Origin of the sequence: Williamsia sterculiae (assembly GCF_900156495.1) — a bacterium.
In the GTDB taxonomy this organism is placed as follows: Bacteria; Actinomycetota; Actinomycetes; order Mycobacteriales; family Mycobacteriaceae; genus Williamsia_B; species Williamsia_B sterculiae.
Genome location: NZ_FTNT01000001.1, coordinates 227364 through 244982, shown reverse-complemented (window position 1 = coordinate 244982; position 17619 = coordinate 227364). Strand labels below are relative to the sequence as shown.

At 70.8% G+C, this 17619-nt stretch carries 10 protein-coding genes; 3 read left to right on the top strand and 7 right to left on the bottom strand.

Annotation, left to right across the window (positions count from 1 at the left end):
* Positions 1-6: 6 nt before the first annotated feature.
* Positions 7-1425: an LLM class flavin-dependent oxidoreductase gene (locus BW971_RS00935; protein ID WP_076475690.1), complete on the bottom strand. Its 1419-nt coding sequence runs from the start codon at positions 1423-1425 to the stop codon at positions 7-9.
* A gap of 158 nt (positions 1426-1583) precedes the next feature.
* Here BW971_RS00935 and BW971_RS00930 point away from each other — a divergent pair, with 158 nt between their 5' ends.
* Positions 1584-3296, top strand: a complete 1713-nt coding sequence (locus tag BW971_RS00930) for an NAD(P)/FAD-dependent oxidoreductase (protein WP_076475688.1) — start codon at positions 1584-1586, stop codon at positions 3294-3296.
* Between the two features lie 11 nt (positions 3297-3307).
* On the opposite strand, the gene BW971_RS00925 is transcribed toward BW971_RS00930, so the two are convergent.
* A complete protein-coding gene (locus tag BW971_RS00925) occupies positions 3308-4804 on the bottom strand; it encodes a DUF222 domain-containing protein (protein WP_076475686.1) in 1497 nt (498 codons plus the stop codon).
* Positions 4805-4977: 173 nt separating this feature from the next.
* Positions 4978-6132, bottom strand: a complete 1155-nt coding sequence (locus BW971_RS00920; protein WP_076475685.1) for an amidohydrolase family protein — start codon at positions 6130-6132, stop codon at positions 4978-4980.
* 126 nt (positions 6133-6258) lie between these two features.
* On the opposite strand from BW971_RS00920, the gene BW971_RS00915 reads away from it, so the two are divergent.
* Positions 6259-7407 (top strand): FAD-binding oxidoreductase, encoded by a 1149-nt coding sequence (locus tag BW971_RS00915; RefSeq protein WP_076476279.1) that lies wholly within the window; start codon positions 6259-6261, stop codon positions 7405-7407.
* Positions 7408-7450: 43 nt separating this feature from the next.
* Here the strand turns inward: BW971_RS00915 and BW971_RS00910 are convergent, their stop codons facing one another.
* Entirely contained in the window at positions 7451-8590 is a 1140-nt protein-coding gene (locus tag BW971_RS00910) for a hypothetical protein (RefSeq protein ID WP_076475684.1), read from the bottom strand.
* Positions 8591-8831: 241 nt separating this feature from the next.
* On the opposite strand from BW971_RS00910, the gene BW971_RS00905 reads away from it, so the two are divergent.
* Positions 8832-9377, top strand: coding sequence for a hypothetical protein (locus BW971_RS00905; protein WP_076475682.1), 546 nt, complete (start codon positions 8832-8834; stop codon positions 9375-9377).
* 26 nt (positions 9378-9403) lie between these two features.
* Here BW971_RS00905 and BW971_RS00900 read toward each other — a convergent pair whose 3' ends face one another.
* The 3 genes from BW971_RS00900 to BW971_RS22060 form a co-directional block, all read right to left on the bottom strand.
* Positions 9404-10864, bottom strand: coding sequence for a dynamin family protein (locus tag BW971_RS00900; protein ID WP_076475681.1), 1461 nt, complete (start codon positions 10862-10864; stop codon positions 9404-9406).
* Complete coding sequence (locus BW971_RS00895; RefSeq protein ID WP_143690145.1) at positions 10864-12771, bottom strand: dynamin family protein; 1908 nt, start codon at positions 12769-12771, stop codon at positions 10864-10866. Before BW971_RS00895 ends, BW971_RS00900 begins: the two co-directional genes overlap by 1 nt.
* A gap of 216 nt (positions 12772-12987) precedes the next feature.
* The gene (locus BW971_RS22060) at positions 12988-17571 is read right to left on the bottom strand and encodes an IniB N-terminal domain-containing protein (protein WP_143690144.1); all 4584 of its coding nucleotides are present in this window, start codon (positions 17569-17571) and stop codon (positions 12988-12990) included.
* Positions 17572-17619: the final 48 nt, after the last annotated feature.

Genomic DNA, 17619 nt, shown 5'->3' with positions numbered 1-17619 from the left:
GCCGGGTCAGGGGGTGACGGCCCCGGCGCGGGCCGAGTCGTCGATGGTGGAGTTGACCCCGCCCACCCGGTAACCGGCGCCGCGGTGCCGGTCGGGGAGCTGATCGCCCTCGCCGAACAACTTGTGCCGCAGGGTTCCTGGGGTGTAGTCGGCCTGATAGGCACCGCGCGCGACCAGTTCGGGCACCACGTGGTCGACCACGTCGACGAAGGTGCCGGGGGTGACGGCGTACGCCAGGTTGAAACCGTCGACGTCGGTGTCGTCGACCCAGGCCTGCAGTTGGTCGGCCACCGATGTACCGGACCCCACCAGCACCGGACCCATGCCGCCGATGCCACCCCACGCCGCGATGTCCCGCACGGTCCATTCCTCGCCCGACTCGTCGGCCTGCCGGAACGCGGCGACCGCGGACTGGATGGCGTTGCTCTCCACGTTGCCGATCGGCTCATCGAGGTCGTATTGCGACAGGTCGATCCCCATCCACCCGGACATGAACACCAATGATCCCTCAGCACTGGCGAATCCGCGGTACTGCGCCGCCTTGGCCTGGGCGGCCTCCTCGGTGGCGTCGGTGATGATGGTCAGCAGGGTGTAGATCTTGGCGTCGTGTCTGCGCCGGCCCGCGGCCTCGAGCTGGTCGCGGATCCTGGCCACCACGTCCCGCAGGATCTCCCTGGTGGGCGCGGCGACGAAGATGGCCTCGGCGTTCTCGGCCGCGAACCGCATCCCCCGCGGTGACGCTCCCGCCTGGTAGATCACCGGTGAGCCCTGCGGTGACGGCTCGGCGAGGTGGATGCCGGGCACGTCGAAATGGTCACCGTGATGACCGATGTGGTGCACCTTGAGCGGGTCGGCGAACACACCCGCCTCGCGATCGCGGCGGACCGCGTCCCGTTCCCACGAGCCCTCCCACAGCTTGTAGAGCACGGTGAGGTATTCGTCGGCGTGGTCGTAGCGCGCATCGTGGGCCAGTTGGTCCTGCTGCCCCATGTTTCGGGCGGCCGCCGGGAGGTAGCCGGTGACCACGTTCCAGCCGATACGCCCGCGGGTGAGGTGGTCCAGCGTCGACAACCGACGCGCAAACGGGTAGGGGTGCTCGAAACCGGTTCCGGTGGTGATGCCGAAGCCGAGATTCTCCGTGGCGTGAGCCATGGCACTGACCAGCAACAACGGGTCGTTGACCGGGATCTGCGCACCCTGGCGGATGGCGGCGGTGTCGTCACCGTCGAACACGTCATAGGTACCCAGGACGTCGGCGATGAACAGTCCATCGAAGCCACCACGTTCCAGCAGTGTCGCCAGGTCCACCCAGTAGTCGAGGGTGTTGTAGTCCCACGAGCGGTCGTCGGGATGCCGCCACAGACCGGGTGACTGGTGGGCGACGCAGTTCATGTCGAACGCGTTGAAACGGATCCGTCGGGCCATGACGCCCGATTCTGCTGTAGCGGGCACCGACCGTGACGACTTGCGCTCACGGGGAGCGAAAGGGTGGTCCCCACCGGTCGGTCTCCCACCGGTGCGTTCACTCAGGGCGTAGCGGTTCGGCCTGCCGACGGTGACCGCATCCTCGACACTGGAAACCGATGACTCCCGATGCCGCCCCGACGGGCTACCGCAACCGACCGGTGATCCTGCTCATCTGCACGACCACCCACCGCAATTCCCTCTGCGACGAGATCGCCTCCCGGTACAGCCGCGACTACGAGGTGGTGGACGTACAGACCGGCGGGCTGGCCATCAGGGTGGCCAAACAGCTCGTGTCCGAGGGCAAGCAGATCGCCCTCGTGCTGGCCGAGGCCCGCCTCGAGGACTGGAACGGCGCGGAACTCCTGAACAAGATGCGACGCATCGTGCCGACAGCGCGGCGGATCGCGTTGATCCCGCCGGGTAAGTACACCGACCACCTCGACGAACTGCGTGCGGGACTGGCCGCGGGAATGTTGGACACCTTCCTGGGCATCCCCCGCGGGGCCCGCGATGAGGAGTTCCACACGGCGATCGTCGAGTTCCTCTCCGACTGGGGTTGGACGGTGGCGGCACCCGAGGTGGTGAACTTCCGGATCGTCGCCGACGCGGTGACCCACGAGGTCGGGGCCATCCGCGACTACCTCGACCGGATGGGGATGACCTCGAAGATCTACCCGTCCGACAGCGACCTCGGAAAACAGGTGCTGGCCACCGTGGGCGACCCGGTGGCACTACCGGTGGTGGTACGCGACGGGCAGGAACCCATGATCCAACCCAGCTTCGCCGAGGTGGCGGCGTCGTTGTTCGGGACGCCCGACAGCATTCCCGAGGACAGCATCGCCGATGTGGTGGTGGTCGGGGCCGGACCTGCCGGACTGGCGGCCGCGGTCTACGGCGCCTCCGAGGGATTGAACACCGTGGTGGTCGACAGCGGCGCGGTGGGTGGCCAGGCGGGGACCAGTTCGATGATCCGCAACTACCTCGGGTTCCCGCGCGGCATCTCCGGCATGCGGCTGGCCCAGCGCGCCCGCATCCAGGCGTCGCGTTTCGGCGCGCAGTTCTTCACCGGCACCCCGGTCAGCGGCATCGACGTCGGCGATCACCACCATCACGTGCGGGTGGGACCCTCACGCGTCTGCGCTCGCACCGTCGTCATCGCGACGGGCGTCACCTACCGCCGCTTCGGTGTGGAGTCGGTGGAGGAGCTGGTGGGCAACGGGGTCTACTACGGCGCTGCCACCAGTGCGGCTCGCGAGATGACCGGACACGACGTGTACGTGGTGGGCGGCGGCAACTCGGCCGGGCAGGCCGCGGTGCACCTGTCCCGGTTCGCGCGGTCGGTCACCATCCTGATCCGCAGACCCGAACTCCGGGAGACCATGTCGGAGTATCTGATCCGCGAGATCGACGCGAGCATGCGGATCGCGGTACGTGGCTGTATCGAGGTGGTCGACGGTGGCGGTGACGAACACCTCGAGTGGCTGGCGTTGCGTGACAGCAACACTGGGGAGATCGAGCGGGTGGACGCGGGTGGTCTGTTCCTGTTGATCGGTGCCGAACCACACTGCGACTGGATTCCCGACGACGTGGTACGCGACGACCGCAGCTTCGTCCTCACCGGACGCAAGGTGCCGAAGGATCGCTGGACCAACGGCGCGCCGCCTGCCCCGTTGGAGACCACCGTGCCGGGGATCTTCGCGGTCGGCGACGTGCGGCACGGATCGATGAAGCGGGTCGCCTCGGCCAGTGGCGAAGGGGCGTCGGCGATCCCGTTGGTCCACGACCGATTACAGGAATTACGGCTTGCTGATCTGCCCGCCTCACACTGACGCGTCGGCGTTCAGAACGGCGGTGTGTCGGTTTGTTGGTCGTCGTCGTGTTCGCGTGCGCGGCGGTTGCGTTCCCGTTCGTGTTGGCGGCGGGCGTGTTTGTCTTCCAGGCGGGGTCGGCGTCTTGTGGGTTGCTCGGGTGCCGGTGGCGGCCCGTGGGGTGGGGCGGTGAATTCGATGTGGTCGAGTTCGGGGTGCAGGTCGTAGCCGGTGTGCGCCGGACCGTTGACGGTGAGTCCTTCGGGGGTGGTGATGGTCGTGTGCGGGCGGCCGTGGTTGTCGATGTCCTGGTCGTCGAGGAACGCGGAGATGGTCTTCACCCCGTGGTGGAACCGGCATTTGGAGTTCATGTCGTCCGGGGTGGTCTGACCACCCCGGTCGGGGCTGCCATGATCGTATTCCTCGACGTGATCGGCGTCGCAGCGGATGGTGGCTTGATTGCAGCGGGGCCACACACAGTACTGGTCCCGCATCCACAGGAACCGGGCCAGCGCCGCGGACGGTCGGTACGGGTCGCCGGGTTGTGCTGCCGGTGCTGTCGTCGGGAGGGGTCGGATGGTGGTGTCGGGCCGCTTGACGAGGTCGCGGACATGCTCGGCGGAGATGACGCCATGACCGGGCATGAATCCGGGCTGACGCTTGTGCTTCATCTTCGCGGTCGTGGTGTCGGCGACGACGTGGATCACCACCGAGGTGCCCGGCCCGGTCGGGGTGGCGTCCCAACCCTGGGCTGCGGTGCAGTCCGGGTCACCGCACAGGCATTCCCACCCGGTGCCGGTGGTCAATGCGACCAACGCGTCCGATCGGCGGGCCGCCTTCGTTCGGGGGTCGTTCTTACACACGTGGTCGGCGGCGGCGTGCACCCGTTGGGCCAACAACAGGGTGTTCTCGGCGGTCATGCTCGCGCCCACCACGCCCATGCCGTCGGCGTCGTCGTCGGTCCAAAACGCGCGGGCATCCTTCACGATCTGCCGACGTTCACGCACCCCGTCGGGGTCGTGGGTGTACACGACCCGGTCGACCATGTCCCGCACCCGGTTCGTCGACCACGACCCCTTGCGGCGCAAACATTCCGCGATCTGGGAGTCGACGGTGGCGGCGATGGTCTCATCGGTGATCAGGTCGGTGCGCGACACGATCGTGCGTATGTGCTGCGGGGCGACTCTTCCGTCCCGTAGGCACAACAACACCTGCGGCAGCCTGTCTCGGAGTGCGACCGCCCGGGCCAGCAAGCCTTCGACGGTCAGCTGACTGATCGACAACACCGTCGCGATCCGGGTCGCACACAAGGCGGTGGCGTCGATCATCCGGTAATCGGATACGGCGCCGTCATCGACCAACTGTGATTCCAACTCCGCGGCAACACAATACCGCCGCCACTCCAGAAACGACTGCCCCTGGGTCGCGTGCACCATCTCGTCCAACAAATCGTTGACCGGTGCACCATCGAGCTCACCGAGCAACCCAAATGCTGCCGGCGACTCATCCGCCCAACGACTCTCGATCATGGGTTCGATTGTAGAGCGGGGGTACGACAATTCCCCGTGCAACTGTCGTCGTGAGCCGCCGCACTTCGAGTCCCGCCGATCGGCGCAGGAACAGCGATCTCCCACAACACATCCGAACACCGCATATGGCGGACAAGCCATCCGCTACGGACTCAGCGGTGCAACACACCACATCAGCCGCCGTCGGAGTCCGTCTCGTCGATTCGGTACACCCGGAGTGCATTGTCTCGAAACACCTTTCGCAGCAATCGCGGACCCCTGGGGGCGAGGATGTCGAGCAGTGCGCCGACGATGGTAGGCATCGATGCGTTCGGTCGATCCATCGGGAAGTTGCTGCCGTAGACCAGTCGGTCGGGACCGAACTGTTCGGTGACGTACCGGACCAGCGGACCCATCATGTCGGCCAACACTTCCCGACCCCCGATGTTGCCGCTGCGCTGCAGGCCGTACCCGAGCGGTGGGAAGCCCAACCCGGAGTGTTTGGCGACGACGTTGGGGCAGCGGGCGATCGCGGTGATGTTCTCGCGCCAGGCCCGGAGCAGTTCGGCGCGGGCGGCCGCGGTCTGACCGGTACGCAGTCCCATCGGGCCGAACAGGCCCACCGGCGTCGCGTAATGGTCGAGCACGATGGTGGTGTCGGGGTACTCCCTGGCCAACACCAGCACGTCGCGCAGCTGATGCGAATAGCACCAGGCGTCGAAGGTCAGGTTGCGCGCGGCGAGCTGGGCGAACCCGGTGAGGAATGCCGGGGAGGCGAGGATGCCGTCCTCCGCGCACCAGTCCTTGACCTTGGGGTCGGGATGTCGCGCGGTGATGAACCGGATGCCGCGGAACAGATCCGAGGCGTCGGCGTGGGCGTCGAGCAGCGTCCCGAAGGCGGGATCACGGGGATCGGCGGAGCCGATGATCGCGCCGAGCCGTGGGCCGCGGCCGACACCGAACGGCAGCCCGGCGACCCACCGGGTCTCGTCGGCGGCGGCGAGGGCGCCGGCGCCGTGCCACCCGGCCTCCACGTGCACCACCGTGTCGACCGGCACACCGGCGGCCGTGGACACCCCAGCGGCGTCGCGCAGGTAGTCGCGCGGCTCGTAGGGCTGCACCACGGCCTGCGGCGTCAGGACCAGTTCACGATCGCTCTGCGCGACCAGCCGACGAAACATGAGCTCGCGGACCTGTCCCGGCGCGAAACGGTAGATCCGGGCCAGCCGGCTGACCTCGCGAGGGGTGTGCAGTGGGTCCCACTGATGGATGTGGGCATCGACGATGCCCGTGGTGACCCCGTCCAGGGTCGGCGGACCATCACCGTCGTCGCGCCCACCACCGTGCATGCACCGACTCTAGAACCCGACGGTGTCACCGGTGGCTCCGCGGGTGCGCCGTCGCCACTACGCTCGGCTGGGTCACGGTGGTCGGGGTCGTGGCCACCGGAAGCGGCGGAAGAGGGGAGGTCGGGCGTGGGCACCCATACGCGGCACCCGTTGCTGGACGTTCGCGACGCGATGAACGGCGACACGGATCGCTTCACCACCGAGTTCTACGCCCGGCTCTTCGGTGCGCACCCGGAGCTGCGCGACCTGTTCCCCGCGGAACTGACCACCCAGAAGGCGGCCCTGCTCAGCGTGCTCGACCATGTACTCGCCACCGTCCCCGACGCCGCCACCCATGAACAGCTGGTGCAGGTGTTGGCCCAACTGGGCCGGGACCACCGGAAGTACGGCGTCGAGGAACGACACTACGGCTGGTTCTTCGAGGCGCTGATGCGCCAGTTCGCCGCGACCATGGGCCGGGAATGGGACGACGAGTACTCCGCGGTCACCACTCAGGCGATGATGCTGACCACCGGTGTCATGCGCGGGGCGGCACAGTCGACGACCGACCCCCCGATGTGGCAGGCACGGGTGGTGGAGAAGTTCCGTATCTCCCGCGACATCGCGGTCATCCGGCTGCTGGCCGACCAGCCGCTGCGGTATCGAGCAGGCCAGTACCTGGAGGTACAGATCCCGCAGTGGCCGAGGTTGTGGCGCGATCTGTCACCCGCACTGCCACCGAACCCCGACGGACAGCTCGAATTCCATGTCCGGTCGGTGCCGCGGGGCACGGTGTCGCAGTCGATGGTCACCGAGACGGCGGTCGGGGATGTGTGGGCACTGGCGCAGAGTCACGGGACCCTGCACGTCGACACGGACCGACCGGTGCTCATGCTGGCCGGAGGGACCGGCCTGGCGCCGCTGCGGGCACTGCTGCTGCAGATGGCGCGTCGAGCGGATGCACCGTCGACACACGTGTTCTACGGCGCACGATCGCCGGGCGAGTTGTACGAGCTGCCGATGCTGCGACAGTTGACGGCGACCAATCCGTGGCTGCGGGTCGTCGGGGTGGTGGAGTCCGACGAGGACCCGTGGTGGCTGCGCACCTCCAACGACCCGGCCGCCCTGGGGGTGGATGTGGTCAACGGCACCGTGGTCGGTGCGGCGCTGGCCGCGGGCGACTGGTCGGGTCATCAGGTGTTGGTGGCCGGCCCACCGGAGATGATCGACGTGACCCGCGAGCGGCTGCTGCGGGCCGGTGTCCCCGAGGACCTGATACGGCACGACCCGGTCTGAGGGGTATCGGCCCACTCGACGCGGATACCGGCACGCTCGGGGGTTAGCCGGAGGACGTGGACACCGACGGTGACGTCGCCGGGTCGCTCGTCGACGTGGTCGTCGAGGTCGGGGGTTCCGACGTCTCGGAGGTGCTTGGGGTGGTCTCGATCGTGGTGGGTGTGGCCGTTGTCGTCGTCGGCGGCGGGGCGGTCACGGTGGTGGGTGTCGACTGTGCGGTGGTCGGGACCCGGGTCGTGTCACGGGCGGTGCGGTCGTCCGGGAACGCGGGTGCCCGGGCGGGTACGCGCACGACCGTCGTCTCCGCCACGTGGGTGTGCGGTGCGGCAGGGGTCGACGATGTGGAGACCTGCGCACCGGTCTCGTTCACCGGGGTGTCCTTGTCGCGGGTGGTGGCGATGGCGACCACCAACCCCACGGCCAGCACGAGCGCTGCCGCCGCGGCGGCACTGAGCGCCAGCCAGCGGCCGGCACTCGACGACCGCGATCTCGGCACCGACATCTCGGCGATGAGCGCGGCGCCGTGTGCGGCAGCGTAGGTCGGTTCGGCGGGTACATCGACGGGTGCACCGAGTCGGATGCGCAGCGATTCGACGGCGGCGTGATCGGCGCCGGAACCGATCAACAGTGCTCCGGCCAGTTCACCGGGCCCCGACGGCATCGCCGTGACCGTGGTGGCCAACACCGCCGCACCGGCATCGTCGACGACCGGCGGTCGCGCGTCGGCGGCGATCCGGGCGGCCGAGAGGACCGCCCCGGTCTCCGTGTCCACGGACGCCACCGACAACTCGGGGTACGGGGCGGAGAAGTCGTCGAGTTCGGCGACGACGACCGCGCCGCGGTAGGGCGAGGTTGCGGCCGCATACCGGGCGTAGGCGGTGGGGGCGTCGACCACGGTGACCGTGTCGGTCCACGATCGCTCCTCGGCGTCGGCGAAGGCGGACCGCAGACCGACGAGTACCTCGTGGTCGCAGACAGCGATCCCGACGGTGTCGACGGGTATCGGTGAGGTCTCCACGAGGTCGACGATCGCGGCGAACACCGCGGGCGCGGGAGACTCGTCCGGGCCCGGCGGGTCGAGGGTCACCACATTGCGCGCGAGCACGCCGGTGTCCGAGTCGGCCGCGGTGACCACCGAGGCGATGCAGTCCCCCGCAACCGAGATCCCCAGCACCTCTCCCACGGTTCACCTCGCTTCACGCTCATCGGGCACGCCTCGCCGGTCGCGACCCATCCAACGCGCCACCGACCGCGATTGTCGCCCACATCGGCGCCGACCGCATCGGTCTCGAGGTGGATGTACGCACCCGCCACCGCCCACCCCGTGTGTCGCGTGCTCGCTCGCCGGGCGTTACCGCAGCACAACGGCGACATCGATGAACGATCACCCCCGGTCGCAGCGGCGGTGAACGTACCATCAGCGCATGACCGGATCCGACCGGCAGCGCCGGCCGCCGCCACGACCCGAGGTCCGGGTGACCCCCTTGCGACCGGTGGTCGAACGCCCGACGACCCGACCGGTGACGGTGACGGTGACGGTGACGGTGTGGGCGATCGCGGTGATCGTGCTGCTGGGCACCGCGGCCACGGTGGCCCTGGCCCGGCGTCATCTGCGTGACGACCTGGTCGCCGGACTCCGCTCGGACAACCCGACCCGCTCATCCACGACGTTGGGCAAGGCGGTGGACATCGCGTTCGCGGAGTGCGGCGGTGGTGTCCTGCTGATCGTGGTGCTGGGGGTGGTCGGCGCCTATCTGGTGCATCGCGCGACCCCGTCGACCAGAACCCGTCCCACCCTGGTGTGGGCGACGCTGCTCGCGGTGGTCCTGGCGGCCGTGATGGCGGTGATGATGAGTTCCGCCGACGACGCGAGCCCGGTGGTCACCTGGGGTGCGACGGTGGCGGCGGTGATCGCGGTGGCCGGCACCGGATGCGCGTTCCTGCCGACGACCCGACGGTGGACGGACTGACCCCGACGACCGGAGGCGACCCGGACTCAACCCAGTTGCGCGAGCACCCCTTCAGCGCTTCGGGCGGCGAGCAGGCATGCCGTCGCCGCGTCCGCGGGCAGCAACGGGTGTCCGGCCCGCGACCGCCAGGTGCGCACCTCGTCGAGGGCGACCGCCCGCATCCGGTCCGCGCCGTCGTCCGGAGCCACGCCCAGTCGCGAGGCGGGGTCGATACCGTGTCCGCCGACCAGTCGGGTGAGGTCACGGATCTGCTCGCGCGGCAACGGGACCGTCCCGGTGCGCAGCCGACCCAGTAGCCGCAGCTCGCGGAACCCGTGGATGTCGGCGAGCAGCGCACGGACCCGGTCGCCGAGCGCACCGGCCGACGCCGACGGGTTCTGGGCCAGGATCCGTTCCACCGCCACCAGAGCCGAATGGGCCTTGAGGGCCTCGGCCCGCTGCGCGAACTGGATGTCGATGATGGACCGCAGGTCGTCGAGACCGCTCCGCGCGAGCAGTTCGGATGCCAATGCCGCGGAGGTGTCGGTACCCAGCCGGATGAGCGTCACCGCCATCCGGATGCCGAAGACACCGAACCGCTCGGCCAAGGTCGCCCGCAGCGCCGGTTCGACGGGCAGTGCGGTGTCGGGCCGGGCGAACCGGTCGACCGACAGCAACGCGAGGTCGAGATCGGTGGTCGGTACCGCGGCCAGCTGGGCGAGCGCCCGGAACTCCACCTCACGCAGAGTTCGCGCGGCCAACGCCAGCAACCCGGCCACCGGGACGACCGCTTGGCACAGACCGGTGCGTTCCAGCTCACCGGCGAACCGCCCGGCGATCTCCTCCGCCGAGATCATCGCGTCCATCCGCCCGGCGCCGAGTTCGTCGGCGCGCGACACCACCCCGACCACCCCGAGCGGTCCGGACCCGCCGCCGATCGCGGCGCCGATCCGTTCCAGCATCGACGTGTCGGCGGCGCTCAACGTGCGCAGCAGGTAGACCACCGCGTCGGCACCCGACTCACCGTCGGCCGGGGCGAGCATGTCGACGGTGGACGCCGACAGCTCCCGCGACAACGACGCGGTACCGGGGGTGTCGACGAGGGTGGTCGAGGCCAGCGCACGGGCGGGCCATTCGACGTCGAGCCACTGCACCCGGTCGGCGGTGAGGGTGCCGAAGTCGAACCCGAGTCGACCCTCGTGCCGGGTGACCGGGATCGACATCTGCCGGTCGTCGTCGTAATACGCGGTGACCGACGGGGTCATCCCGCGGCGATACCAGGTGACCACCCGGGTGCACTCGGTGGCGTCGGTGGGGGCGATGTCCTGGCCGACCAACGCGTTGAGCAGAGTGGACTTGCCCGCCTTGAGGGAACCGGCCAGCGCGACCCGCAACGGTTCGTCGAGGCGGGCCGCGCAGGCGTCGAGTTCGGCGCCGGCGTACACGTCGCCGGACATCGCGTGCCGGGCGTCGTCGATGACGGTGCGGACCTGATCGGCAGCGGCCATCAGGCGAGTCCCGCGGGCTTGTCGGCGGGCGGGGTGTCGACCGACAACTCCGGCGGGGGCGGTTGCAGTTGATCGACCGCGCGACGTAGCGCGGCGACCGTGTGCAACTGGTTCTCCAACTCGGCGGTCCGGCGGGTGCGGTCCCCGGACTCCAGCGACGCCGCGGACTGCGCCGCGCGCAGCGATTCGGCGACCGACCGCGCGGCCTGGTCGGCGACCTCGGTGAAGTGGTCCCGCAGTTGCCGCTGCACCATCCGCAACCGATCCCGCGACTCCTTGCCGACCTGGAAGCTCACGTCGTCGGTGAACGCGCGGACCGCGATCTTGGCCTTCTGACGACGCTCGAGAATGCGGTGTTCGCGGTCGTCGCGGTACGCCTTGGACCCGAGCAGCAACCCGGCGCCCACCGACACGGGATTGATCAGCGCCATTCCCACCATCGTCGAGATGAGACCGAACATCAGCACGCCGCCGTAGGACCCACGCATCCCGACCAGCGCCTTCTGCACGATGCTGGTCCGACCGGATTCCAGGTCCGACAGCTCGGTGACGGCGTCGAACAAGCCGTCGGTGTCGACGCTGTCGAGAACGGGCAGGTGGGCGTGCCCCGCGGCGGCGAAATGCTCGGCGACCTGCTCGGCCAGCCACAGCGCACGCTCGTGCGCCCACACGAAGTTGTCGCCGACCACCGCGGCCACCTGCTCGGCCAGCCATTCCCCCAGCCGATCCCAGTCCTTGCCGGGGTCACCGGCGTCGATCGCCCGCTCGGCCTCGCGGGTGACCGCGCGCAACCGGTCGCGCAGGTCGTGGTCGATGTCGGCGGCGAGGTCGGTGATGCCGTCGGCCAGGGTCTGCTGCCAGTGCGCGGAATTGCGCCGCATCTCCTCGGCGGCGAGCTTGGCCCGGCTCAATCCGTCCACGGCGGTGGCCGCGGTCTCCGGATCCTTCAACGCGGTGAGCTCGCTGCCGAGTTTCAGGGCCAGATGCTCCGACACCGATCGCAGTTCGGACGCGGCCGCCGCGCGGGCCGCGGAACGGGCGTCGGCGACCACCCGGTCACGCAGGAACTCGTAGAGCTCGGTGAATCCCGCCTCGGCGTTCAACGACTCGTCGGACAGCCGCAGCGCGTGCGCGCGGAGCACCGAGGAGATGGGCAGCAGCGGGATGTCGAGACCCTCGGCGGCGAGATGCCCGCGGTCGGCCTCGACGATGGCCCGCCAATGCGGATACAGGTCGGTCTTGGTGACCAACCCGGCGACGGTGGGGCACAGGCCGGTGACCTGCCGGATGAACGACATCTCCGGTTCGGTGTACTCCTGCGAGGCATCGGACACCACGAACACGGCATCGGCGGCGGGGATCATCCCGAGGGTGGCAGCGGCGTACGGATGACCGTGCCCGCCGACGCCGGGTGTGTCGACCAGCACCAACCCGTCGCGCAACAGCGGGCTGGGGAGGTCGACCTCCAGGCGCTGCACCTCCCGACCACCGGCCAGCGGGGTGGTCGGGGTGATGGTGGTGATCGCGTCGAGCGAGACGTCCACGGTGTCGGCGGACGCGTCACCGCTGTCGCGCAGACCCCCTGCGCCGCCCAGCACCAACCGCGCGGCGGGCTGTTCGGCGTACTGCACGAGAGTGGGCACCGCGGTGGTCTCGTCGTCGCCGACGGCACAGACCGGCGCGTTCAGCAGGGAGTTGACGAACTGGCTCTTGCCCTGCTTGAGCTGACCGACCACGACGATGCGCAGGCGCTGGTCGGTGACGCGGGTGGTGGCACCGTCGAGCCTGCGTACCAGGTCGTCGCGACCCGCCTGGTCGGCGATGGCGCTCATCGTGACCAGCAGATCGGCGAACCCCGGGGTGGGGACCGCGGGACTCCGCGTGGCCTGGGGTCCGGGCGTGCTCATGGTCAACCAACACCTGCCTCGAGGGATCTGTGGTCGGTGCGACGATCCCACGGGGCGCCGCACCACGCTCGACATCATCGTGCCCGACCGTGGGCCTCGTCGGGTGTGGCACGCAAGGATTGACGGGTCCGAACGGGCATTTCAGGCACGGTGTGGACACGCCACGGTCGGCCGTCCCCTGGGGCTTCGGGGAACGGCCGACCGTGGTCGGGGAGATCAACCGCCGAGGTGGATGTCTCCCAGTCCGTGATGCTGCTCGGTGGTGTCGCCCGAGACATCACCGCTCGTGTGGCCACCCAGACCACCGTTCAGATCGGTGCCGGACAACGTGTCGTGCAGTCCGCTACCGATCGAGTCGGTCAGCCCGTGATCGCCGGTGTCGGCAGCCGCCGAGGTGTCGGTGGTGTGCAGGCTCGTGGCGTCGGCCGCAGGAGCCGCCGCGGCGTCGCCCGTGGTCGCGGCCGGGGCCACATCGGTGGTCGAGTCGAGGCTGCCGGCGTCGAGGGTGGGGTGCACCGCACCGGCCAGATTCCCGGCTGCCGAGCCCGCTCCGGCCAGCCCACCGGTGAGTCCACTGGTGAGCCCACCCGGGGCCTGTCCCAGTCCGCCCACGGCGCCGGTCAGACCACCGGTCGCGCCGCCGACGAGTCCGCCGGTGACGTCGGCGCCGGTGTGTTCGCCCCCTGTCACGTCTGCACCGAGACCGGCGGCCGACCCCAGTCCGCCCGCCAGTCCGGAGGTGAGCGCACCGCCCGCACCGGCGTCACCGCCGAGTCCGGTGACCGCGTTCAGTCCACCGGTCAGATCGGTGACCTGGTCGACACCACCCGCGATCCCCGCGCCCAGACCTGCGTCGCCCCCCAGACCCAGTCCGCCGACCAGACCGGCGGTGCTGTCCAGTCCGCCGCCCGCACCGACACCGAGACCGCCGTCGAGACCCAGCCCGGCCGCGGTCTGCAGGTCGCCGGCCACACCGGTGGCCACCCCGGTGACCGCACCGAGACCGGTCTCCAGTCCGGTGTCCAGTCCGGCGCCGAGTCCACCGCTGAGGTCGAGACCGCCGCCCAGGTCCAGGCCGAGGCTGCTGCCCAGACCACCGGCGAGGGTGCTGCCGAGATCACCTGACAGCCCACCCGCGAGCTCACCGGCCGCGCCGACGCCCGCAGCCAGCGCGCCTTCCAGTCCACCGGTCAGGCCGCCGCCCGCGCCGATCGCTGTCTGCAGGGCCGCGCCCAGCGTGCCCGCGACCTCGCCGTCGAGACCGAGGGCACCGCCCAGCGTCCCCGCCAACGCTCCGCCGACGTCGAGGCCACCGGCCAGTCCGGCGGCGAGGTCGGCACCGAGATCGCCACCCAGTGCGGTACCCAGCACGGCCCCGAAGGCGCCGCCCAGGTCGGCCGCGACGTCGCCCCCCGCGGCGAAGACCCCACCCAGCACGGTCCCGAGGTCGAGACCGCCGGCCAGCCCGGCACCCACACCGACCGCGGAGTCCAGGGTCGCGCCGAGGGTGGTCAACAGGTCACCCTGGACACCGAGCGCGGCACCGAGGTCTCCGGCCAGCACGGCGCCGAGCCCACCGGCGAGGCCACCGTCGAGTCCCAGTCCGCCATCGAGGACGGCACCGAGGCCGGTGGCACCGGCCAACGCGACCCCGAGGCCGGCACCGAGCGACCCGGCCAGCGCACCTCCGGCACCGGCCAGCGCACCGAGGTCCGCGGCCAGGCCACCGGCGAGACCGGTTCCCAACCCCAGGCCGGCATCGAGTCCTGCTGCGAGTCCACCGGCGAGGCCGACCAACCCGTCGAGACCACCCGTCAGGGCACCGCCCGCGGTGATCGCACCCTGCAGCGCCCCGCTCAGTTCAGCGATCAACCCCGCGTCCAGGCCGAGCGCCGAACCCAGGGTGGCGCCCAACGCGGCCCCGAGGTCCAGACCACCGGCCAACTGGCCGATCAACTCGGTCGCGAGGTCGCCGGAGATCGCGGCGCCGAGCACACCGCCCAGCGTGGCGGCCAGGGTGGCCGCGACATCACCGCCGGCCCCGAACACGGTGCCCAGCACGGCGTCGAGGTCAGCGACCCCGGTCAGCGCGGCACCCAGACCGGCACCCGCGTCCAACGCAGCGTTCAGGCCCGCACCGAGTGCGGCGATCAGCTCGCCCTGCACTCCCAGCGCGGCACCCAGACCACCGGCCAACACGGCGCCGATGTCGGCAACCCCGTCCAGCGACGTTCCCAGCCCGACGACACCGGACAGCACCCCGCCCAATGTCGCCCCCAACGTGGCAGCCAGGTCGCCACCGACTCCGGCCAGTGCACCGAGATCGACGGCCAGCCCACCGGCCAGACCCAGCGCACCGCCGAGTCCGCCGGCCAGTCCGATCAGCCCTTCGAGCTGACCCGTCAGCGCACCCCCGGCGGCGACCACCCCCTGCAGCACGACACCCAGTTCGGCGGCCAGTCCGCCGTCGAGACCCAGCAGGCCCCCGAGCGTCGCACCCAACGCACCCCCGAGGTCGAGACCGCCGGCCAACTGACCGATCAGACCGGCCACGAGGTCGCCGGAGACAGCGGTGCCGAGCACACCGCCGAGCGCGGCGGCCAGAGTGGCCGCCACCTCACCGCCGGCCCCGAACACCGTGCCCACCACGGCGACCAGATCGGCGACCCCGGTCAGCGCGGCACCCAGACCGGCACCCGCGGCCAACGCCGCGTCCAGGCCTGCACCCAGTGCGGCGATCAGCTCACCCTGCACACCCAGCGCGGCACCCAGACCACCGGCCAACACGGCGCCGATGTCGGCAATCCCACCCAGCGACGTACCCAACCCGACGACACCGGACAGCACCCCGCCCAATGTCGCCCCCAACGTGGCAGCGAGGTCGCCACCCACAGCGGCGACCGCGGCCAGGTCGGCAGCCAGACCGCCGGCCAGACCCAACGCACCGCCGACACCAGCGCCCAGGGCGCCGACCAGATCGGCGCCGAGCACCCCGGCCAGATCCAGCGCACCGCCGAGGCTCGCGCCGAGGTCTGCGACGGCGGCGACGGCCGCACCCAGGTCACCGACGATGCCGAGGGCGCCCCCGAGCACCCCGGTCAGTCCGGCACCCAGGCCGAAGGCCCCGGCCAGCGCACCCGACAACGCGGCCTCGAGGCCCGCGCCACCCGCCAGCAGTCCACCCACCCCGACGCCGAGGACACCGGTGAGGGCCGCACCCAGCGAGCCACCGAGAGCGGCTCCGAGGTCGGCGGCCACCGTGCCACCGGCCGCGAGCACACCCGACAGGGCAGCGCTCAGGGTGGCGGAGAGGTCACCGCCCGCGGCCAGCACGGCACCCAGATCGAGACCGCCTGCCACGCCGAGCACACCGCCCAGAGCGGCTTCCAGGGCGGCCGTGGCGGCACCGCCCAGGCCCAGTGCGGCGGCGAGTGTTCCGCCGAGAACGGCGTTCACGCTGGCCAGCCCACCCAGGGCGACAAGATCGGTGGTGGCGAGCACGCCACCGAGCGACGCACCCAGGGTGGCGCCGATACCCGCGGCGATGCTCCCGCCCGCGGCCAGCGCGGCACTCAGGGCACCGGCCAGACTGCCGGTGATCTCCCCACCCAGTGCGGCGATGGCCTGTGCGTCGAGGGTTCCGGCCAACACCGCGGCCAGATCGCCCGAGGCGGCGATGGCGGTCTCGAACGCACCGGCGAGTACGGCGCCGAGACCGGCGGTCACACCGAGCGCGCCGGACAGCACACCGGCGAAGGCCGCGCCCGCGGACAGACCCGCGGACAGGGCGGCGGCCAGGTCGGCGCCGAGCACCCCACCGAGCGCCACGCCGGTACCCAGCAGCCCGCCGAGGGTCGCACCGACCGTCCCGGCCAGCACACCACCGGCGCTCAGGGCACCCGACAGAACCGCGCTCAGCGTGCCCGACAGCACACCCGTCGCCCCGATGGCCGCGTTCAGGGCCGCGGTCAGCTGACCGACCACACCGGCCTGCACACCCAGCGCGGCACCGAGAGCGCCGGCGATCTGGGCACCGAGACCGGCGATGACGCTCGCGTCGAGGACGCTGCCCGCGGCGATGCCGAGCACCCCCTCGAGGGCGCCGGCCAGGGCGGCCCCGAACTCACCCGCGACCACCCCACCGGCACCGAGACCGGCGGCGAGGCTGGCGGCCAGCGCGACGGCGAGCTGTCCGACGACGTCGAGGTCACCGACGCTCAGGCCGCCGAGGTCGATCGCCCCGAAGGCGAGGTTCGCCAGGTCGATACCACCCGCCGCCAGCGCGCCGATGTCGCCGAAGTCGAGACTGCCCAGGTCGATGCCGCCCAGGCTGATGCTGCCGAGATCGCCGAGCCCCAGACCGCCGAGATCGATGCCGCCGAGATCGACTCCCCCCAGATTGACGCCGCCGAGGTTGACCCCACCGAGGCCGCCGAGGTTGACCCCCCCGAGGCCGCCGACGTTGACTCCCCCGAGGCCACCGAGGTTGACCCCACCGAGACCCCCGACGTTCACCCCACCGATGTTCACCCCAGCGAGGCCACCGGCGGCCACCCCTCCGGGACCGCCGGCGTTCACACCCGCTGCGTTGATGATGGAGCCGATCCCGCTCGCACCGGCAGCGGCCGGAACCAACCCCGACTCGGCGATCATCGGTGCTGCGGCCGCCACGTCACACGGGGTCAATGCCCCCAGTCCGGCATCGTTCAACGCCTGTTGCGGGTTCAGGCAGTACGACTCGATCGCCTTGTCGTCGCGAAGGAGTCGGAGGATGAAGTCGAGAACGGCGTTGGTGACCATGGCGGTTGCTCCCTGGTGGTTCGGTAGAGCGGTGAGTTGGGTCCGACA